Source organism: Peribacillus sp. NJ4 (assembly GCF_030348345.1).
GTDB lineage: Bacteria > Bacillota > Bacilli > Bacillales > DSM-1321 > Peribacillus.
The window spans coordinates 1,513,479-1,533,469 of the sequence record NZ_JAUCFQ010000001.1; the positions used below are offsets into that span (position 1 = coordinate 1,513,479).

The 19,991-nt window shown below is 42.8% G+C and carries 17 protein-coding genes and 1 other annotated feature; of the genes, 9 read left to right on the plus strand and 8 right to left on the minus strand.

The features are described 5' to 3' along the window. Positions 1-96: 96 nt before the first annotated feature. Positions 97-1,401, plus strand: a complete 1,305-nt coding sequence (gene murC, locus QUF94_RS07635; protein WP_289318316.1) for a UDP-N-acetylmuramate--L-alanine ligase — start codon at positions 97-99, stop codon at positions 1,399-1,401. Positions 1,402-1,456: 55 nt separating this feature from the next. Here the strand turns inward: murC and QUF94_RS07640 are convergent, their stop codons facing one another. Continuing rightward, positions 1,457-2,569: an aminopeptidase gene (locus tag QUF94_RS07640; RefSeq protein ID WP_289315324.1), complete on the minus strand. Its 1,113-nt coding sequence runs from the start codon at positions 2,567-2,569 to the stop codon at positions 1,457-1,459. A 225-nt stretch (positions 2,570-2,794) separates the two neighbouring features. On the opposite strand from QUF94_RS07640, the gene QUF94_RS07645 reads away from it, so the two are divergent. The 5 genes from QUF94_RS07645 to ccpA all read left to right on the plus strand — a co-directional run bounded on the left by QUF94_RS07645 (position 2,795) and on the right by ccpA (position 7,291). Beyond that, positions 2,795-3,304 (plus strand): DUF948 domain-containing protein, encoded by a 510-nt coding sequence (locus tag QUF94_RS07645; RefSeq protein WP_289315325.1) that lies wholly within the window; start codon positions 2,795-2,797, stop codon positions 3,302-3,304. A gap of 47 nt (positions 3,305-3,351) precedes the next feature. Beyond that, entirely contained in the window at positions 3,352-3,924 is a 573-nt protein-coding gene (locus QUF94_RS07650) for a YtxH domain-containing protein (RefSeq protein ID WP_289315326.1), read from the plus strand. A gap of 127 nt (positions 3,925-4,051) precedes the next feature. Beyond that, complete coding sequence (ytxJ, locus tag QUF94_RS07655) at positions 4,052-4,378, plus strand: bacillithiol system redox-active protein YtxJ (protein WP_289315327.1); 327 nt, start codon at positions 4,052-4,054, stop codon at positions 4,376-4,378. Between the two features lie 453 nt (positions 4,379-4,831). Then, entirely contained in the window at positions 4,832-5,908 is a 1,077-nt protein-coding gene (locus QUF94_RS07660) for a bifunctional 3-deoxy-7-phosphoheptulonate synthase/chorismate mutase (RefSeq protein WP_289315328.1), read from the plus strand. A 381-nt stretch (positions 5,909-6,289) separates the two neighbouring features. Beyond that, the gene (gene ccpA / locus QUF94_RS07665; RefSeq protein WP_289315329.1) at positions 6,290-7,291 is read left to right on the plus strand and encodes a catabolite control protein A; all 1,002 of its coding nucleotides are present in this window, start codon (positions 6,290-6,292) and stop codon (positions 7,289-7,291) included. Between the two features lie 89 nt (positions 7,292-7,380). Here the strand turns inward: ccpA and QUF94_RS07670 are convergent, their stop codons facing one another. From QUF94_RS07670 to QUF94_RS07680, 3 genes are read right to left on the minus strand one after another with little or no spacing between them, the layout of a single operon-like run. Then, positions 7,381-8,562 carry an acetoin utilization protein AcuC gene (locus QUF94_RS07670; protein ID WP_289315330.1) on the minus strand — a complete coding sequence of 394 codons (1,182 nt, stop codon included), beginning with the start codon at positions 8,560-8,562 and terminating at the stop codon, positions 7,381-7,383. Further along, entirely contained in the window at positions 8,555-9,205 is a 651-nt protein-coding gene (locus QUF94_RS07675; RefSeq protein ID WP_289315331.1) for an acetoin utilization AcuB family protein, read from the minus strand. The genes QUF94_RS07670 and QUF94_RS07675 overlap by 8 nt, the downstream gene beginning before the upstream one ends. 26 nt (positions 9,206-9,231) lie before the next feature. Continuing rightward, a complete protein-coding gene (locus QUF94_RS07680; RefSeq protein WP_289315332.1) occupies positions 9,232-9,864 on the minus strand; it encodes a GNAT family N-acetyltransferase in 633 nt (210 codons plus the stop codon). Positions 9,865-10,212: 348 nt separating this feature from the next. Between QUF94_RS07680 and acsA the strand changes: the two genes are divergently transcribed. Further along, a complete protein-coding gene (gene acsA / locus QUF94_RS07685) occupies positions 10,213-11,931 on the plus strand; it encodes an acetate--CoA ligase (protein ID WP_289315333.1) in 1,719 nt (572 codons plus the stop codon). Positions 11,932-12,092: 161 nt separating this feature from the next. Here acsA and QUF94_RS07690 read toward each other — a convergent pair whose 3' ends face one another. Further along, on the minus strand, positions 12,093-15,125 hold the full coding sequence (locus QUF94_RS07690) for a transglycosylase domain-containing protein (RefSeq protein ID WP_289315334.1): 3,033 nt from the start codon (positions 15,123-15,125) through the stop codon (positions 12,093-12,095). Positions 15,126-15,274: 149 nt separating this feature from the next. Beyond that, positions 15,275-15,491 (plus strand) — a binding site (T-box leader). Positions 15,492-15,557: 66 nt separating this feature from the next. On the opposite strand from QUF94_RS07690, the gene tyrS reads away from it, so the two are divergent. Continuing rightward, positions 15,558-16,814 (plus strand): tyrosine--tRNA ligase, encoded by a 1,257-nt coding sequence (gene tyrS, locus QUF94_RS07695; RefSeq protein WP_289315335.1) that lies wholly within the window; start codon positions 15,558-15,560, stop codon positions 16,812-16,814. 99 nt (positions 16,815-16,913) lie between these two features. Here tyrS and rpsD read toward each other — a convergent pair whose 3' ends face one another. Both rpsD and QUF94_RS07705 read right to left on the minus strand, forming a co-directional pair. Next, positions 16,914-17,516 (minus strand): 30S ribosomal protein S4, encoded by a 603-nt coding sequence (gene rpsD / locus QUF94_RS07700; protein ID WP_057276730.1) that lies wholly within the window; start codon positions 17,514-17,516, stop codon positions 16,914-16,916. A gap of 378 nt (positions 17,517-17,894) precedes the next feature. Beyond that, positions 17,895-18,374: a GAF domain-containing protein gene (locus QUF94_RS07705; protein ID WP_289315336.1), complete on the minus strand. Its 480-nt coding sequence runs from the start codon at positions 18,372-18,374 to the stop codon at positions 17,895-17,897. Between the two features lie 154 nt (positions 18,375-18,528). Between QUF94_RS07705 and refZ the strand changes: the two genes are divergently transcribed. Next, positions 18,529-19,182 carry a forespore capture DNA-binding protein RefZ gene (gene refZ / locus QUF94_RS07710; protein ID WP_289315337.1) on the plus strand — a complete coding sequence of 218 codons (654 nt, stop codon included), beginning with the start codon at positions 18,529-18,531 and terminating at the stop codon, positions 19,180-19,182. 1 nt (position 19,183) lies between these two features. Here the strand turns inward: refZ and hisJ are convergent, their stop codons facing one another. Beyond that, entirely contained in the window at positions 19,184-19,987 is an 804-nt protein-coding gene (gene hisJ / locus QUF94_RS07715; protein WP_289315338.1) for a histidinol-phosphatase HisJ, read from the minus strand. Between the last annotated feature and the right edge of the window lie 4 nt (positions 19,988-19,991).

A 19,991-nucleotide genomic window follows, 5' to 3' on the forward strand; every position in this document is an offset into this window, starting at 1 on the left:
GAAATTGCGTTTCTAACAAGTCTCGTAATGAAAAAACAAATAAAAGATGACGTCATATACTGTCATACAGGTAGACGATTGGTGGAGGTTCGCTTTATGACTGCTTACCATTTTGTGGGAATTAAAGGGTCGGGTATGAGTGCTCTTGCACAAATACTGCATGATATGAATATTGAAGTGCAGGGTTCCGATTACGAAAAAGAATTTTTTACACAATTGGCATTAGAAAAAGCCGGGATTAAAATCCTTCCTTTTAACGAGGAAAATATTCAAACTGGAATGACCATCATTGCAGGAAATGCGTTTCCGGATAGTCATCCGGAAATCGTGAAGGCAAATGCACTTGGTTTGCCGATCATCCGTTATCACCGTTTCCTAGGTGATTTCATGAAAAACTTTATCAGCGTGGCCGTTACGGGAGCGCATGGTAAAACATCAACGACCGGCTTATTGGCCCATGTAATGGGGGGCGCTAAACCGACATCCTTCTTGATTGGGGATGGAACGGGTAAGGGAATCGCGAATTCTGATTACTTCGTATTCGAAGCATGTGAATATCGCCGTCATTTCCTTTCATATTATCCGGATTATGCAATCATGACGAATATCGATTTTGATCATCCTGATTACTACGCCAATGTCGAAGACGTGTTCGAGGCTTTCCAAACGATGGCCCTTCAAGTCAACAAAGGCATTATTGCGTGCGGGGATGATGAGCATTTACCACATATTCAGGCGAAAGTACCGGTTATTTTTTACGGATTTGCAGAAGGAAATGATTTTCAAGCGAAAAATGTTTCCGTCACTCCGGATGGCACCACTTTTGATGTGCATGTAAGGAACAATTACTATGATACATTCACAATTCCTACTTTTGGAAAGCATAATGTGTTGAATGCACTTGGTGTCATTGCACTTTGTAAATATGAAAACTTGGATACGGAAGCTGTGAAAGCCCAATTGCGGACTTTTGGCGGAGTTAAACGCCGGTTCTCCGAAAAGGAAATCGGAAGTCAGATCATCATTGATGATTATGCGCATCATCCGACTGAAATTTCGGCAACTGTTGACTCTGCTCGTCAAAAGTATCCAGAGCGTGAAGTTGTAGCGGTATTCCAGCCGCATACTTTCTCGAGAACGCAAGCATTCCTGGATGAATTCGCCGACAGTTTGAATTTGGCCGACAAAGTATACTTATGTGAAATTTTTGGATCTGCTCGTGAACATCAAGGGAAATTATCGATTGAGGATCTTCAAGATAAAATTCCCGGTGCCGAGCTGATTACGGAGAACACAACATCAATATTGCAAAATCATGAAAACAGTGTCGTGTTATTCATGGGTGCGGGGGACATTCAAAAGTTCCAAGCAGCCTACGAGCATTCACTGCAGGTAAAATAAAAAAACGACCGACCCGTTAGTTAGTGCGGGTCGGTCGTTTTTTTATTGGTATTTTTTATTTTAAATTTTCTGGATTTAAATTTTCCAGTTCCGGTAAAACGAAGCGTCCGTCCTTACGTATCAAGACGTCATCAAAATGGATTTCCCCGCCGCCATATTCAGGGCGTTGAATATTGACCAGGTCCCAGTGAATGTCTGAATGATTTCCGTTAAAGGCATCATCATAACATTGTCCGGGAGTGAAATGAAAACTTCCATCAATTTTTTCATCAAAGAGGATATCTTGCATCGGATGTAGAATATAAGGATTTACACCAATTGCAAATTCACCGACATATCGTGCGCCTTCGTCAGTATCAAAAATTTTGTTGATGCGTTCCGTATCATTCGCGACCGCTTCAACGATTTTTCCATCCTTGAATGTTAACTTCACGTTTTCAAAAGTAAAACCCTGATAAGGGGACGGAGTATTATACGAAATCACTCCATTGATGGAATCTTTAACTGGAGCTGTATATACTTCACCGTCAGGAATGTTCAGCTCACCTGCACACTTGATGGCTTTAATGTCTTTGATGGAGAAGGTTAAGTCCGTACCGGGCCCGGTTATGCGGACCTTATCCGTTTTATCCATCAATTCAACAAGGTTGTCCATTGCTGCGCTCATTTTGCCATAGTCGAGGTTGCAGACTTCGAAATAAAAGTCTTCGAATGCTTCTGTGCTCATTTTGGCTAATTGGGCCATCGAATTTGTCGGGTAGCGAAGAACGACCCATTTTGTTTTTGGCACGCGGATATTTCTATGTACTTTACCGACTGTCTGTCCATGAATCGCCATCTTTTCTGAAGGGACATCGGATTGTTCATTGATATTATCCCCGGCACGAAGCCCGATATAGGCATCCATCTGGTTCATTACGTTTGCTTCAAACTCACCCATCATCTTGTACTGTTCTTCTTTGGCACCCATCAACAAGGCACGATCCACTTGGTGATCCTTTAAAAGGACGAATGGGTAACCACCTGCTGCATAGGCTTCATTCACAAGCGCGTTAACAAGTTCACGCTGCAATCCAAAGTTTTCGATCAAGATTCTTTCACCTTTTTGAAGCTTTACGGAGTAATTGATTAAGTTTTTGGCCAATGTTTCAATTCTGGGATCTTTCATAAAAATACCTCCATTGTTTAAATTCGACTTATGTTTCTATCATACCCGATTTCCTGCCATAAGTGTCACCCATGAATCTCATGGAGGAACTGGATACAGACAACAATATTTCCAGATTAGGGTTTGATAGGGTATATTGAAAAAATAAATACGTTTATAATAATAGGGAAGGGGTAATTAATAACTAACAGCTACTAAATAAGTCGATTTTTCGGAGGTGTTCCAATGGAGATTATTTTATACCTAAGTGCTGCTGTTGCAGCGATAGCTTTCCTCGTCCTTGTTATTTTCCTGACAAAGGTACTGACATCACTTCAAACAACCCTGGACAGTGTGGCCCGGACGCTGACAGGACTAGAGAGCCAAATGCAGGGCATAACGCTCGAAACTACCCAGCTACTACATAAAACGAATACGTTGGCTGAAGACTTGCAGCATAAGTCAGAAAACCTGAACACAGTGGTGGATGCCGTGAAGGATGTAGGTACATCCATCTCTAGCTTCAATTCTTCCATCCAAAAGGTTTCCCATAAAGTGCAGGCTGAGATTGATAATAATCAAGAACGAATCTCACAAATTGTACAATGGAGTAATGTAGCCATGGAGATTAGGGACAAATGGAAAGCCAGAAGCAAACAGGCTGCCCCGACCCCAACTGAAAGGGCGGAGTTAGAAAGGGAAGCACTGGAAACTGATAACCTACCTAAAAAAAGGTTTTTACGTTCTAGATCTTAAAATCTAGTTAAATAAAAATGAACTGAAAATTGAAAGGGGAATGTATTATGACTCAAAAAGAATTTCCGGCAAAGGACTATCAGAAATCATATGAGGACGAACGCGACTCGATCAATTCTAAGGACTTTATGATTGGCGCCTTAATCGGCGGGATGATCGGAGCGGCTACAGCTTTGTTCATGGCTCCGAAAACAGGCAAGGAATTAAGGAATGATTTCAATGAACAAGCTAAAAACATTTCAGAGAAAACAGAAAAATTAAGACAAACCGCGATAGAAAAAGGAACAGTGCTTGCTGATACTGCAAAAGAAAAAACAAGCTCCGTCACGGAAATCGTTTCAACTAAATCTTCAGATATCGTCAATAAAGTGAAAAGCTTGAAAACGGGAAAAGAAAACGGCAACGCGGCTGATGATACGACAAATTCGAGCAATAAGGATATAGATGTAACGGGAACTTCCGATTCTCCTATCGTATCCGTTGAAACGAATTTTGCTAACGGCAACGACCTGGAAAATAACCCTGCCGATCCTACAAGCGGTAACAAGAATACGGCAAAATTAAAACTCGATGAAACGAAAAAGGCATTTGATGAGACAGAGAATAACCTTAAAATATAAACTCTTACATTCCTTTGATGGGGATGGAGAGGCATGAAGGTACGAAGAATAAGGCGGTGAAGTGCTTCGATGGCTTCATCGCCTTTTTGATGGTAAAATTTATATGAACAAGAAAAGGAGATGTATTATGACGATTACCAAGATTGAAACAGAAGAACAATTCAATGAGCTTTTAAAAGAGGATACATTCCTACTTTTCAAGCATAGCGTGACATGCCCGGTCAGTGCTGAAGCATATGAACAATATGAGAAGTACATCTTGGAGAACGAACAACTTAAAACGGCCTATTTAGCCGTTCAGGAAGCTCGTCCACTATCCAATTATGTGGCAGAAACATTTGATATCAAACATCAATCACCTCAGGCCATCCTTTTTAAAAGTGGAAAACCGGCCTGGAATGAATCTCATTGGCGGATTACATATGATTCATTGAGCAAGGCCATTACTGAATGATTGATTAAGGCCGGATCCCTTAGGTAAGGGATCCGGCCTTTTATTATTCCATCATTCATGGGTCAGGGGATTTTTTATCGATCTCCAGGGGAACCTTTTCTTGAAAGGTCGTTAACTGATATCAATTATATTATAGCTTTCCTGTTCCATTTCCAATATAATTCCTACAACGGATCGTGTTCCAATAGCTAGTGCAGATCGTTTTTCTTACATGGGTAACACCTACTTTTATGCATTTATAACTTTAATGCTTAAAAGCGTTTAATTATTAAAGAAAAATATAGTGACATTTAAGGACACTTCATTTATAATTGATTTAATTATACATGAAATATTCTAAATTTTTCATTGATAAAATAATCGGGGTGGATGATCGAGGATCCAGATGGGATTTTCGGGTTAGATTTCCGCTGTACCGATTTCTATTTTAAAAAACGAAGGGATGGATTTGTAATGAGCAACAAAGAGCTTGATGGACTTCGTAATCAACTGGATGATGTGAACATTCAGTTATTACATCTTATTAATCAACGTGCTGAACTTGTACAGGAAATTGGTCGCGTTAAAGAAAAACAAGGTGTTAACCGTTACGATCCGGTCCGTGAAAGAACAATGCTGGATCTTATCGAAGCCAATCATCAAGGACCGCTTGATCTTGGTTCGATTAAACATATTTTCAAAGAAATCTTCAAATTGGGCTTGGAGCTTCAAAAAGATGATCAGAAGAAAACGCTTCTGGTATCAAGAAAACAAAAGGCTGAAGACACTATCATCGACATTAAAGGTGAATTGGTCGGTAACGGGATTCCTAGCTTCGTGTTCGGACCATGTGCCGTTGAATCTTATGAACAGACAGCTGCGGTGGCGGAAGTCATTAAAGCTAAAGGTTTGAAATTGATGCGCGGCGGTGCATTTAAGCCACGTACATCTCCATATGACTTCCAAGGACTTGGTTTGGAAGGCTTACAAATACTTAAACGTGTTGCTGATGAATACGGCTTGGCTGTCATCAGTGAAATCGTGAGTGCTAACGATATCGAAGCGGCGATCGATCATATCGATGTCATCCAAATCGGAGCACGCAACATGCAAAACTTCGACTTGCTAAAAGCGGCAGGTGCCGTAAATAAACCAGTTCTTTTAAAACGTGGACTTGCTGCAACGATTGAAGAGTTCATTCATGCAGCGGAATACATCATGTCACAGGGAAATGGCAACATAATCCTTTGTGAACGCGGTATCCGTACTTACGAAAAAGCAACAAGAAATACACTGGATATCTCTGCTGTACCGATCTTAAAACAAGAAACTCATTTACCGGTCATGGTTGATGTAACGCATTCCACTGGACGTCGCGACCTCTTGCTTCCGACGGCTAAAGCGGCTCTTGCAATCGGTGCTGACGGTGTAATGGCAGAAGTGCATCCGGATCCTTCCGTTGCTTTATCGGATTCTGCACAGCAAATGGACTTCAAACAATTTGATGAATTCTATGATGAAATTAAACGTTTGAACTGGGTAACTGTATAAGCTGAAAGTCTTTAAAATATCTACTTACGGCCCTTACCATATTGGCAAGGGCTATTTTTAATGGTAAAATACTTGTTTTTGCAGAAAAAGCATCGAAATAAGCACTATTGGATTGCAGGAAAGATTCGACTATCGTATGATAAATAACAAGAATGAGAACTGTTCGGAAGATTGAGTCATACATAAAGAGATATCTATGTGAATTTTATACTTGAATAGGGTATTGAATCTTTGACTGAGAAGAGAGAGGACTGCAAATTTTTTGTTAGGCAGATCGTTCCTGAAATAATCTTCCTTATAGAGGAAAACGCATAAAAGAATATTTTTCGAAATAATTCGGGTCTTTTATGGGAAAAATGAAAGAAATGGAGGAATGGATGAATGAATAATATAACCATTTATGATGTGGCGCGTGAGGCGAATGTTTCCATGGCCACCGTTTCCCGCGTAGTTAACGGGAATCCAAATGTAAAGCCTGCAACAAGAAAGAAAGTTTCGGATGTGATTGAGAAGTTAGGGTACCGTCCCAATGCAGTGGCAAGGGGTCTTGCAAGCAAGAAAACGACTACAGTCGGGGTCATTATTCCGGATATCTCGAGCATCTTTTTTGCCGAATTGGCACGGGGCATAGAGGATATAGCCACAATGTATAAATACAATATCATTCTAAGCAGTTCTGATGAGAATATAGATAAGGAATTCCATTTGTTGAATACGATGCTTGGAAAACAAGTGGATGGTATCGTATTCATGGGCGGTAACATTTCTGATGAGCATGTCAAAGAGTTTACGAATTCACCGGTTCCAATCGTTCTGGCAGGCTCGGTGGATGAAAGCGGGCAAGTTCCATCGGTTAATATTGATTATGAGGCGGCGGCATTCGACGCAGTGACTTTCTTCGCTAAAAATGGCCACAAGCATATCGCTTTTGTAAGCGGAAACCCTTCCGCGCTGATTAATGAAAAGAAATTGGCTGGTTATAAAAGAGGATTGAAAGAAGCTGGGCTTTCATTTGATGAAAGGTATATTATTGAAGGCGATTATACATATGATTCAGGAATTGAGTCTTTTGAAAAGTCCCTGGAAACTGAAGAGAAACCGACGGCATTCATCGCCGGTGCTGATGAAATGGCGCTTGGAATTGTCCATGCCGCACAGGACAAAGGGTATAATGTACCGGAAGACTTTGAAGTGATCAGCTTCGATAACACGAGATTGACATTGATGGTGCGTCCGCAAATCACGACGATCGTTCAACCATTATATGATATTGGTGCGGTTGCGATGAGGCTTCTGACAAAGTTGATGAATAAAGAACAAGTGGAGGAAGGGCATGAAGTGATCCTGCCACATCGGATTGAAAACCGTCAATCCACGAAATAAGCTGGTTTAGAGAGTGTCCCGAGGGCACTCTCTTTTGTTTTTCAAATATATTCACAACCAAAAAAGATCGTTTTTCAACGATCTTTTGGTTAACTTTGGTCATTGCTTGTCGATGTTTTCCTGGAAGACCTGATGGGATAAAGGGCCTTTTCAAGCGTCAGGGCATTCTTCTCGGTAATTTCAGGCTTTCTCGGAATGGGTTCATATATATCCTCCATGTCATCCCACTCGTTCGGTAGCGGAACAGGGGACTCAGGCTGCCAGCATTCAAGCCATTCCTTTGCTAGGGGCCCTGAAATATCATTATTCGTCATTTCAAGCCAGACCCTCGACCAAGCCCTCGGGACGACGCGCCATATATCATATCCCCCGCCGCCTACTGCAATCCACCGGCCCTCGCAATACTTATGGGCCATTTCGTGGGCCAACTTTGGTATTTCCCTATAAATCTTCATGGTGGCAGATAAATGGGTGAGCGGATCGTAATAATGGGAATCGGCTCCGTTTTGCGTTAAAATGACATCCGGTTTGAAGAATTCAATGACCTCTTTAAAGGAAGCACTGTAGCATTCGAGCCAGGACTCATCTTCAGTGAACGCATCGACCGGGATGTTGAATGAATAGCCGTAGCCTTTTCCTTGACCCCGTTCGTTAATATTGCCGGTGCCGGGAAATAAGTAGCGTCCCGTTTCATGAATGGATAGGGTGCATACATCCGGATCATCATAAAATGACCATTGGACTCCGTCGCCATGATGTGCATCGGTATCGACATACAAGACTCGTGCTCCATATTTTTTTTGCAGGTATTTAATCGCGACCGAACTATCGTTATAAATGCAAAAGCCCGAGGCTTTTCCGCGGAAACCGTGATGCAGGCCACCTCCTAGATTAAGTGCGTGCAGGGACTGACCGGTCATGACGGCATCCACTGCCGTCAAGGTACCGCCTACAAGCAAGGCGCTTGCTTCATGCATTCCCGGGAAGATTGGGGTATCTTCTGTTCCGAGCCCGTAATTTCCGGCCTTTTCAGGGGGGAGCTTTCCCTGGCCTGCTAATCTGACAGCGTTTACATAATGCTGATCATGGATCAGTTCCAATTCTTCATCGGTGGCCATTCTGGGCTTGATAATTTGATCATCACTGATGGCATGGTGTTTTTTTAGCAAATCCAGAGTGAGTTTAAGACGTTTTTGATTGAACGGATGCTCATCGTTGAATTTATAGGTGAGGAGTTCATCCGAATAGATAAAAAGGGATGCATCATTCATGGGAAATCCCCGGCAGACTAGGCCATAAAACGGTATAGCCTTCTTTCTTCAAATCCTCCACCACCATAAATGGATTCATCGTCTGCACACGAATTACAAGAATCTTATAATCGGTCCCATCTTTATCCGGGTAAACGAGAGTGCTCAGGATATTCGAATTGCGCCTTTTGAAAATATGGGCAATATCATGAAGGGTACCTGCCTTATCCGGGATTTTGATTTCGATTTGGGAACCGGGCTGATTGACTCCTGTCAACTCAACGTATGAATGAAGTAAATCAGAACCGGTTATGATGCCGACTAACTTCCTTCCTTTTAAAATTGGAAGGCAGCTGATATTGTTATCACAAAAAACAGCCCCGATTTCTTCCACGAAATCTAACGGGTGACCTGTGATTATATCCGTTCTCATGATGCTCGATAGTGGTTTTTGTAAATCACTTTTGTATTCTGCGGTGCGGAATATAGAAGGGGCAGCATCCCGTATATCACGGTCGCTGACTAATCCCACAAGTTGAAAGCTGTCATCGACAATGGGGATATGGCGAATGCGTTTCTCCTTGATGATCATGACAGCGCTATGGATTGTATCCGTTGGAGTGAGGGTGATGATATCCTCATTCATTATTGTTTCAACAATCATTTTCCTTCCTCCTCTTTTTCACCTCTTTAATACATATACCGATTCATGAAACGCAATTGGTCGAATTTCTGGATGGATTCGGGCGGTACTCTTTTGCCAATACGGGCCATCAGGCAGTTGGCAGGGTGGGAACTGATTTCAGGATCATCCGTTGCAAAGTAGACCAAGCCGCCGGCACTCATCATTTTTTCCATGACTTTGCGATAGTCCCAAATATTCAGCCCTGTCCCTTTCAAGTCCCAATGCCAATAGTATTCAGTGGTGATGATGATGAAGTCTTCAACCGAATCGTCTTCCATGGAAAGGCGGATTAAGTTCTTCCCGACGGAAGCACCCCGGTATTTAGGGATGACCTCGATTGCACCAAGCTCAATCAGATCCTTCATCTCGATTTCCGACCAGCGCTCCAAGGGATCGGGATATAAATAAGTTACATAACCCACGATCGTTTCATTTTCACGGGCGATGAAGATCCTGCCCTCAGGCAAGTCTGCAATCTCTATTAACGCTTTATGCTGCAAAGCAGGCTGGCGAAAGGCGACCAAGTCTTCGTGAAACTCATAAGCGGACATCTTTTCGCCGTTTAACGGCCCCTCGATGATGAGCGTTCCGCTTAATGTCTGCAGTTCCTTGGTATAAAAGGTCTTATTATATTCCATTCTTTCACCACCCTCATTATATAGTAATCTTACACTCTCGCATTCCGAAGCATAAGGAGCATTGCTTTTAAAACTGAACTCAATCGAAGCCTACATTAATTATACTTAAAAACAAGTGGCATAATTCAGAAAGTTCAAGGCATATATGAATCTTTTGTTACAGTACTTCTCATATACCCGCCATCGCTATGATGTCATCTTAACTATACCAATATACCTGTGTTTTTCAAAATTAGGCCAAGAAGGAATTTCCCTATTATGGAAGGTTTTAATATTTTAAAAATTGAGATAATTGGTTTCTTATACTATAATGAAAATATAGAGCCGAATAAAGGGGGAGTTTGTCGTATGAATGTGAAAGCGCTGCCAGTAGTGGAAGGTAATTTTAATTTAAAGAATTACGATGAGAAATACAATAAGTTTGACTGGTCTGAGACGGAAAAGGAATTCTCCTGGTCTGAAACCGGTAAAGTGAATCTTGCGTATGAAGCCATTGACCGCCATGTCGAAACATACAAAAAGAACAAAGTCGCCCTTTATTACAAAGACGATAAAAGAAATGAAAAGTATACATTCAAGGAAATGAAAGATTATACGAACCAAGCGGCCAATGTGTTCAAGAACATTGCCAATGTGGAAAAGGGTGATCGTGTTTTCATCTTCATGCCACGCTCCCCGGAGCTTTATTTTGCATTGTTGGGTGCGATTAAAACGGGGGCGGTCGTAGGTCCGTTGTTCGAAGCCTTCATGGAAGGCGCGATAAGGGATCGCCTTGAAGATAGTGAGGCAAGTGTGATAGTGACGACCCCGGAGCTTTTGCCGCGGGTCCCGGTAGAGGAATTACCCCATTTAAAACATATTTTCTTAGTGGGGGAAAATGTAAAAGAAGAAGGAAAGTATCATCACTTCAACAAAAAATTAAAAGAAGCGGACAAAAAATTCGAAATTGAATGGGTGGATCGGAATGACGGTTTGATTCTTCACTATACTTCCGGTTCCACGGGAAAACCAAAAGGCGTGCTTCACGTTCATAATGCGATGATCCAGCATTATCAAACGGCAAGATGGGTCCTTGATTTGCAGGAAGAGGATGTGTATTGGTGCACAGCGGATCCTGGATGGGTGACAGGGACGTCTTACGGTATCTTTGGACCGTGGCTGACAGGCACCTCGAATGTCATTGTAGGCGGGCGATTCAAGCCTGAATCCTGGTACAAGACCTTGGAAGACTTCGGTGTCACTGTATGGTATAGTGCCCCGACTGCCTTCAGGATGCTGATGGGCGCAGGTGACGAAATCGTTAAACGGTACGATTTGAGTTCTCTCCGCCATGTTTTAAGTGTCGGTGAACCGTTGAACCCGGAAGTGGTGCGCTGGGGAATGAAGGTATTCAATCACCGTATCCATGATACATGGTGGATGACGGAGACCGGGGCTCAGGTAATCTGCAATTATCCTTGCCTGGAAATCAAACCGGGCTCGATGGGTAAACCGATTCCGGGTGTGAAAGCGGCAATAGTGGATGATCAGGGCAACGAGCTTCCTCCGCATAGAATGGGGAACCTTGCCATCAAGAAAGGATGGCCTTCGATGATGAAGACCATCTGGAAGAATGAATCAAAATATGAATCTTATTTTATGCCGGGTGATTGGTATGTTTCCGGAGATTCCGCTTATATGGATGAAGAGGGGTATTTCTGGTTCCAAGGCCGGGTTGATGATGTCATCATGACGGCAGGGGAAAGAGTCGGACCTTTCGAAGTGGAAAGCAAGTTGGTCGAGCATCCAGCCGTAGCTGAAGCGGGGGTCATCGGTAAGCCGGACCCAGTTCGGGGAGAAATAATCAAAGCGTTTATCGCCCTCCGTGACGGATACGATGCAAACGATGAGCTGATTGAAGAAATTCGTCAATTTGTAAAGAATGGTCTCGCAGCACATGCGGCGCCGCGTGAAATTGAATTCAGGGATAAGCTTCCTAAAACAAGGAGCGGAAAAATCATGCGCCGTGTCTTGAAAGCTTGGGAACTGGATCTGCCAACTGGTGATTTATCATCGATGGAGGATTGAAAAGCTGAGTCATACTGATTATTGAGAAGGTAAAAAGGCATCCATGTCAATGCATGGATGCCTTTTTTGGAGTTTGGGTCATTCGCCAAACTAGTGTGGGAGATTAAAATGAAACAGGCTGCCGGGTCATCCCCGACAGCCTGTTTTACTTCAAAAGAGTGTCATTCTTCCACTTCTTCAGCTTTATCCGTGTCTTGTTCTTTATCGTTGACTGTATTCTGATCTTTGTTGGTTTCCGGATCTTCTTTATCTGTATTGTCTTTGTTTTGCTCTTCGTCTTGAGCTGGCTCTTTATCTTGCTCTTTTTCTATTACTTTATCTTGCTCTTTTTCTATTACTTTTTCCTTTTCTGGTGTAACGTTCACTTCTTTTGAGTCTGGTTTTTTATCTTCGTTAGTTATTTTATCTTTTCCTTGAGCATCTTTATTTTTTGTGGAATCTTCTTTTGAACCTTTCTTTGTTGCGCCGCTTTCAACACGTTGAGAAGGGGCGGATTCTTTACCGACTATGTCCACGGCCGTTACATAATAAGAACCGCCTGAGCCGACTTTGTAAACAAGATTCTCCCCAGCATTGATGCTCGCCACTTTTTTGCCGTCTTTATAGACACGATAACCGACGACATCACCTTCATGATGCAGCCCCCATGTAATCCTATCGTTACTTTTTGTTATGGATAGGGCATCCGGTGCTTTGCCATTATCATTCAATTTCGCTGTCGCCCCGACGACATTTCCCGATTTTTCGCCTCCAGGAATCACGGATCCCGGATCATCGACATATTTCAATCCGATATCTCCAAAGGAATCGGGATTCAACATGAACCCGCCGCTTGTGAATTCGCCTGGCGTTTGCGGAAGGGCTGCGTAGCGTTTGCTGCCGACTGATACATATTGTCCATTTATGAAACTATCATCTGCCTTGGATGGAGCATATTTGGCGATGAATAAATCTGATTTTACAAGCCCGGCCTTTTGGCATGAACTTGAAGGCAGCAGTCCTGAAACGCCACAGAAGGAACGGCTGACAATTCCGCCCGGCATTTCAAAGCGTTTATCGGGGTCGATGAGTTTAGGATCGACTTTGTATGCGGCATTGATCAAATCTGCCCAATAATACATATTTCGTTTATTATATTCCAGACCATTATAGGTCCCTTGCAAGGATTTCGGTGTGTCATAACCCAGCCATGTACCGAATGATACATTAGGGTTGGTTGCGACGAACCAAGCGTCCCAATAGTTTTGGGAAGTTCCGGTCTTACCTGCCCAATCACTTGAGAAAGCAAGTCGGTTCCTGACCGAAGCGGCCGTCCCGCTGTTCACGACATCACGCATCATATCAAGCGTCAGGTAAGCGGCTTGTGGAGAAAATACTTCCACTGGTTTCGCTTTATGCTGATAGATGACCTTGCCATCTTTCGATACGATTTTATCGATCATATAAGCATCGATGAAATCACCTGAGTTGGCAAATGTGCCGAATGCATTGACGTTTTCTTCAACGGTAACACCTTTTGACATAGCTCCCAATGACATGGAAGGGTTAGAGTAATCTTCTTTCGTCACTGTTGTAAAGCCCATTTTTTCCAAATAGGAAGCTGGACCATGGTTGATTATTTTCATGTAAAAGAGCGCAGCCGGAATATTATAGGAATTCTTCAGGGCTTCACGAGCTGTCGTTACCCCTGTATAGCTTCCGCCGCCATAGTTCCCTGGTCGCCACATTTTTCCTGCTGGAATGGAAATGGGGACGTTGGCCGATACGCTTCCAGGTGAGATCTTTCCTATCTCAATACCTGGGCCATATACGAGCAGCGGCTTCATCGTTGATCCGTTCGATCGCAGTGATGCGGTTGCATGGTTCGTCTGTTCCCGCTTGAAATCACGGCCACCTACGAAACTGATGATTTTTCCTGTTTTATTTTCGATTAGAATAGCTCCGGCTTCAACGGGCTCACTTACCGTTTTCATTGCTTTTGTATCCGGATCGACGACTTGTGCCGTTTTATCGTATCCGTAATTCGGATAGTTTTTCGTTACTTCCTGCATCTTGTCATAAATCTTTTTATCGATTGTCGTATAAATCTGATAGCCGTTTTGACGTAGCTTACGATCGGCAAGTGCTAGATATTGATTTTTTAAATCATCATTCTTTAAGTCTTTTTCTTCATATCCGTCTTCTTTTGCCAGACTGACAGATAGGATTTCGATGGAGCGTTTTTCTATTTCATAGGTGAGCCATGGGTATTTCTCGGATGGCAGCTCCTTTTTACCGATAAAGTCTTTTGTTATGTCGTATGCGGTTGCTTTATCATATTCTTCTTTTGTTATGTATCCATTACTATACATCCGCTTTAAAACGGTTTTCATCCGGTTGATGCCGGGTTCTTGATTTTCTTTCAGTTTCCCTTTCTGGGTATATGGTGTATAACCGAAAGGACTTTGCGGCAATCCAGCAATAAAGGCTGATTGGGGCAGTGTCAGATCTTTGGCCTCCACACCAAAAATACCTTCAGCAGCGGACTCGACACCAGCGATGTTACGACCGGAAGAATTTCGTCCCAAAGTGGAGACGTTTAAGTAGGTTTCCAAAATCTCTTCCTTTTCAAAGAATTTTTCGACCCGGAGCGCAAGAAGGATTTCTTTTGCTTTCCGTTCAAATGATACTTCGTTAGTCAGGACCTGGTTTTTAATGAGCTGCTGTGTTAATGTACTTCCCCCCGATTGGACGGATGCATTCGAAAATTCCTGGTAAATGGCCCGAAGGATTGCTTTCGGGACAACCCCGTCATGTTCATAAAAATACTCATCTTCGGTAGCGATGACGGCATTTTTAAGATGCTCGGAAACTTTATCGATGGACACCTCTTCACGCTCAAGGTCACTCTTAAGCTTGCCCAAATATACTTTATCAGCAAAGTATACTTCAGAGGTCTCTTCATAATTGTAGATGTCTTTTTTCAAATCTTCTTTCGAGCGTACCGGCTCATCATTGACGAGGGCAGCGAAATAGCCGGCTCCTACGCCGCCGGCGAATGAGAATCCTAGAATCCCGACAATAATGAGGATCAGCGTTAAATTCCAAATGACTTGGTAGGTAACCCGCGCGTTCTTATGTGTTTTTTCATTTTGGAAAAAACGGGTCAGCTGCTTCCATACTTTTTGAAATCTATCTTTTTGATTATTATTCATCGTATCATACCCCCTGAAATCACATATATTATAGCATATAACAGGTAGGGGAAAGGGCATCTTTCTTATTTTTCTAGAATCTGTAAGGGGGATGTTGACAAGAATTCCTATGTATGATAAAAGTTTATTAACAACAATAAATTGATTAAATGATCGCGATGATAGGACCCAGTAGTCAGACTATCCCTGTTTCAGAGAGCCGGTGGTTAGTGGAAATCGGTACAAATGGTTTGATGAATTACTTCCTGGAGCATTTGCTGTGAAATGATTAGTAGCAGGAAACGGCTGACGACCGTTATTCGTCTTGAGCGGAGGGCATATTATGTCCTCAAGTTGGGTGGTACCGCGAATTTATTCGTCCCTTCATATTTATGAAGGGGCGTTTTTGTGTGCTTTTTGCGGGGTTTTTCTAAGATGGAGGAGGAATATTTAATGGAATTGCTTAATGACCTCGAGTGGAGAGGGATTATTTATCAACAAACGGATGAAGAAGGTTTTAAGAACCTTTTAGAAAAAGAGAAAATTTCTTTATACTGTGGTGTAGATCCAACTGCGGATAGTATGCATATCGGACACCTATTGCCATTCTTGACGATGCGCCGTTTCCAGCAGCATGGCCATCGCCCCATTGTGCTAGTAGGCGGTGCGACTGGGCTTATCGGTGATCCAAGCGGTAAAAAAGAGGAACGCCAGCTGCAAACGTTGGAAAAAGTGCTCTATAATGCCGACTGCCTAAAAGGGCAGCTATCCCACATCTTTGAATTCGATGGTGAAAATGGTGCGGTCATGGTCAATAACTATGACTGGATAGGTAAAATCGATATGGTTACGTTCTTGCGAGATTACGGGAAATACATCGGCATTAACTACATGCTTGCAAAAGATACGGTTGCTTCCCGCTTGGATACGGGAATTTCCTTTACTGAATTTGCGTACACGATCTTACAAGGAATTGATTTCAGTCATTTATACAGCAATTACGACTGTAAATTGCAAATTGGCGGCAGTGATCAATGGGGCAACATTACGACCGGCCTTGAAATGATCCGGAAATCCAATGATGAGGATGCAAAAGCGTTCGGCATGACGATTCCGCTCGTAACGAAAGCGGACGGAACGAAATTCGGTAAAACGGAAGGCGGGGCTATCTGGCTTGATCCGGAAAAAACGACTCCTTACGAATTTTACCAATTCTGGATTAACACAGCGGATGCTGATGTCGTAAAATACTTGAAATTCTTCACATTCCTATCACGTGAGGCGATTGAAGAGTTAGAGCAATCCGTACAGTCCGAACCGCATTTGCGTAAAGCGCAAAAAGCTTTAGGGGAAGAAATGACCCGTTTGATTCATGGTCAGGAAGCTCTTGACCAAGCAATCAAAATCTCTGCCGCCCTATTCAGCGGTGAGGTGAAGAATTTAAGTGCAGCGGAAATCAAATTGGGCTTTAAAGATGTCCCTTCCTTCGATCGTGAAAGCAAGGAAGACATCGGTTTGGTCGATTTAATTGTTGAAGCGAAAATTTCGCCATCAAAGCGTCAAGCCCGTGAAGATATTCAAAATGGGGCAATCTCCATAAATGGGGAGAAAGTGACTGACCTGCAATATGTAGTGACTGAAGCTGCCAAGATTGAAGGGGAGTTCATCCTCGTTCGTCGCGGCAAGAAGAAATACACATTAGTGAAATGATTGTTCAAAGCCCGGCTGAATCCCAGCCGGGCTTTGTCATGCGCTAAAGTGTTTACACGCGAAAAAAAACCCCATCCAAGGATGGGGTTTTCGAAGTTATTAACGAGAGTAGAACTCAACGATAAGAGCTTCGTTAATTTCAGCAGGCAATTCAGAACGTTCTGGTAAACGAGTGAAAGTACCTTCTAATTTCTCAGCATCGAAAGTAAGGAAATCAGGAACGAAGTTAGTTGCTTCAACTGATTCTTTAATGATTGAGAAGTTGCGTGATTTTTCACGAACTGAGATAGTTTGTCCAAGAGACACTTTGTAAGATGGAATGTCTACGCGGCTTCCGTCTACAGTGATGTGACCGTGGTTAACAAGTTGACGTGCTTGACGACGTGTACGAGCTAAACCAAGACGGTAAACTAGGTTGTCAAGACGTGATTCAAGAAGAACCATGAAGTTTTCACCATGTACACCTTTAAGTTTGCCAGCACGGTCGAACATTGAACGGAATTGACGTTCAGTGATTCCGTACATGTGACGAAGTTTTTGTTTCTCTTGTAGTTGCATTCCGTATTCAGAAATTTTTCTACGTTGGTTAGGACCATGTTGTCCTGGAGCATAAGGGCGTTTTTCTAATTCTTTACCAGTACCTGTTAGGGAAATTCCTAAACGACGGGATAGTTTCCAGCTTGGGCCAGTATAACGAGCCATAGGATGACTCCTCCTTTAAATGTTTTTATTTTGGTAAAATAAAAACCGTGTGAATGTACGATCATGACCATTTTGTTTTCATGTACCTTCGCCCTAGCAGCAGAGAGTTACGAGATACACCTCTGTATTGAGGAACAAAATGAGAACATAAAGGCTGTCACATAGGCTGCAATATTTTACACAAGGAGTATTGTATAATATTCTGCTCATTGAGTCAAGGACAGTTACGATTAATTAACGGAAAAGGTGAAAGAGAATAGTAGACGGGAAAATACAATATATTTATATTGCCATGAATCAAGGGGGGACAGGGGACATGTACATGGGGTCCTGTAATGTTCAAAAGGGAGCAGGCGAGGATTGCCGCTCCCTTGAACTTTATAAATGTCTGGAAAGGATATCAGCGAACTTCTCCAGTCCTTGCTGATCGATTTCGTCAAATCGGTCCGTGACCGGGCTGTCGATATCGAGTACTCCGATCAATTTGCCATCCTTCATGAGCGGTATGACAATTTCAGATCTTGATGCCGCATCGCAGGCGATATGTCCAGGGAATTGGTGGACATCCTCGATGCGCAAGGTTTTTTCAGTTGCCGCTGAAGTCCCGCATACACCCTTACCCATTGGGATGCGGACACAGGCTGGAAGTCCCTGGAAGGGTCCCAGTATTAATTGGCCTTCCTCGTATAAATAAAAGCCAACCCAATTAATCTCATCGAGAAACTGATTAAGTAAAGCTGCCGCATTGCTTAAATTGGCTATCCGGTTGGTTTCATCCTCGATTAAGGCTGAAAGTTGTTTTTGGACCAGCTCATAATTTTTTTCTTTTTTTCCTTGATACATTTCGACATTAAACAAAAGCGTTCACCTGTCTTCCGCATTTTTTTACAGCACTTTCTAATCATGTTGCTTCATTGTTGGGAAATTGTCGAGAACTTACTAAAGGATTCAGGCTCTTCCTTGCAGAAATAGTCCACAAGACTTGTCTCAAAGAAAGCGAGGGATTGCCTAAATGAATCGCCAGACGCCAACGAAACAAGCCATTGTGGAAGCTGCACTGCATTTATTTCATTTAAAGGGCTATCATGCGACATCCATACGGGATATAGCGAATAAAGCGAAAGTGAACGCTGCCAATATTGCCTACTATTTCAAGAATAAGCAGGGATTGCTTGAATTCTGTTTCACTTCCTATTTAGAAGAGTATATCCTGGTCCTTGAGACGAACATGACACTGCTGGAGCTTAAAGGCCCGCAGCATTGCTTGATGAATCTAGTAAAGGATATTCTCACTTTCCAGAGGGAAAACTTCCTGGCTGCACGGTTCATATATGGGGAATCTTCACTCGATTCCAATTTGAACCGGGAAATTCATTCGACTTATTTTACAAAGGAAAAATTTTATTTTCAATATGTTTTGGAACAAGGGATTAAGAGCAGGAGTTTCCAGCAGGTCTCCATTCCCATGTATATGCTGCAGTTGAAGGGCCTGCTGACAGCTCCTGTCCTGCATACCCATTATGCGATGGATGTGCTGCATGTGTTCCCGCAGGAAGCCTATTACACGAATATTTATGCCAATGAAGTCGGGCGTTTCCTGCAAGATACCCTTTTCATTGCAGAAGACCTGCAGCCACTGTTAGCGGGCCGGCCTGTGTATACATGAGCTACCCATTGAAAGCTGTAATCAGTGCCTGATAGCCCTGACCCAAATCTTTAGCCTGATGGGCATCGGAACCGTAAATGAGCGGAATGCCGAGATCGAATGCACGTTTGGCAAACCGTTCTGGAGGATAGGGCTCACCGCAAAGCGGCTTTACAAGTCCGGCTCCATTATAATCAAGTTCATACTTTTGTTCCTTGATCATGTCCAGCACCTTGTAAACGCGGTCGTCAAAACTTAATGCTGGTGGATATCGATGCTGGAATTTATGGACAAGCGTAATATGCCCGATCCGTTTAGGTTTATAAATGCCTAAATCAGCTTTTATCGATTTTTCCAGTGTATCAAAATATTTGGCATACACCGATTCGATTGAACCTAGTTCATTTACGATTTCACCAAACCCATTTTCGCTGAAATCGAGGCAATGCCAACTGCTTTGATGCTTGATGAAGTGGACGGAAAGTATACTATCATCAAGGAATTCTCCGATTTCGTCGAGGAATTCTTTTGTTTCTTTTTCATAACCCTCTATAAAGTCAACCTCTAGACCACTTTTGATCAGGATTTTGTCTTTATAGCTTTCTTTCAGTACGCGGAGCTCCTGAAAGTAATCCAGGAGCAGGGCAGCGTCCATACCGCTGTCTTTTTCAGGCGTAGGATCTTGAAAATCTCGTGGCAAGGGAGCATGTTCCGTAAATGTGATTTCCTTTAATCCTAGCTCGATTCCCCGCGTAATATATTCATCGAATCTATCCGTAGAGCCGTGAGGGCAAAACGGAGTATGCACATGACCGTCAACTTTCATGGTC

Excerpts from the sequence above, each read along its gene's own strand:
- tyrS (WP_289315335.1), top strand. The coding sequence starts at position 15,558 with ATGGAATTGCTTAATGACCTCGAGTGGAGAGGGATTATTTATCAACAA.
- rpsD (WP_057276730.1), bottom strand. The coding sequence starts at position 17,516 with ATGGCTCGTTATACTGGCCCAAGCTGGAAACTATCCCGTCGTTTAGGA.
- murC (WP_289318316.1), top strand. The coding sequence starts at position 97 with ATGACTGCTTACCATTTTGTGGGAATTAAAGGGTCGGGTATGAGTGCT.
- ccpA (WP_289315329.1), top strand. The coding sequence starts at position 6,290 with ATGAATAATATAACCATTTATGATGTGGCGCGTGAGGCGAATGTTTCC.
- QUF94_RS07650 (WP_289315326.1), top strand. The coding sequence starts at position 3,352 with ATGACTCAAAAAGAATTTCCGGCAAAGGACTATCAGAAATCATATGAG.
- acsA (WP_289315333.1), top strand. The coding sequence starts at position 10,213 with ATGAATGTGAAAGCGCTGCCAGTAGTGGAAGGTAATTTTAATTTAAAG.
- QUF94_RS07675 (WP_289315331.1), bottom strand. The coding sequence starts at position 9,205 with ATGATTGTTGAAACAATAATGAATGAGGATATCATCACCCTCACTCCA.
- QUF94_RS07645 (WP_289315325.1), top strand. The coding sequence starts at position 2,795 with ATGGAGATTATTTTATACCTAAGTGCTGCTGTTGCAGCGATAGCTTTC.
- QUF94_RS07640 (WP_289315324.1), bottom strand. The coding sequence starts at position 2,569 with ATGAAAGATCCCAGAATTGAAACATTGGCCAAAAACTTAATCAATTAC.
- ytxJ (WP_289315327.1), top strand. The coding sequence starts at position 4,052 with ATGACGATTACCAAGATTGAAACAGAAGAACAATTCAATGAGCTTTTA.
- QUF94_RS07690 (WP_289315334.1), bottom strand. The coding sequence starts at position 15,125 with ATGAATAATAATCAAAAAGATAGATTTCAAAAAGTATGGAAGCAGCTG.
- QUF94_RS07680 (WP_289315332.1), bottom strand. The coding sequence starts at position 9,864 with ATGGAATATAATAAGACCTTTTATACCAAGGAACTGCAGACATTAAGC.
- QUF94_RS07660 (WP_289315328.1), top strand. The coding sequence starts at position 4,832 with ATGAGCAACAAAGAGCTTGATGGACTTCGTAATCAACTGGATGATGTG.
- hisJ (WP_289315338.1), bottom strand. The coding sequence starts at position 19,987 with ATGAAAGTTGACGGTCATGTGCATACTCCGTTTTGCCCTCACGGCTCT.
- refZ (WP_289315337.1), top strand. The coding sequence starts at position 18,529 with ATGAATCGCCAGACGCCAACGAAACAAGCCATTGTGGAAGCTGCACTG.
- QUF94_RS07670 (WP_289315330.1), bottom strand. The coding sequence starts at position 8,562 with ATGAATGATGCATCCCTTTTTATCTATTCGGATGAACTCCTCACCTAT.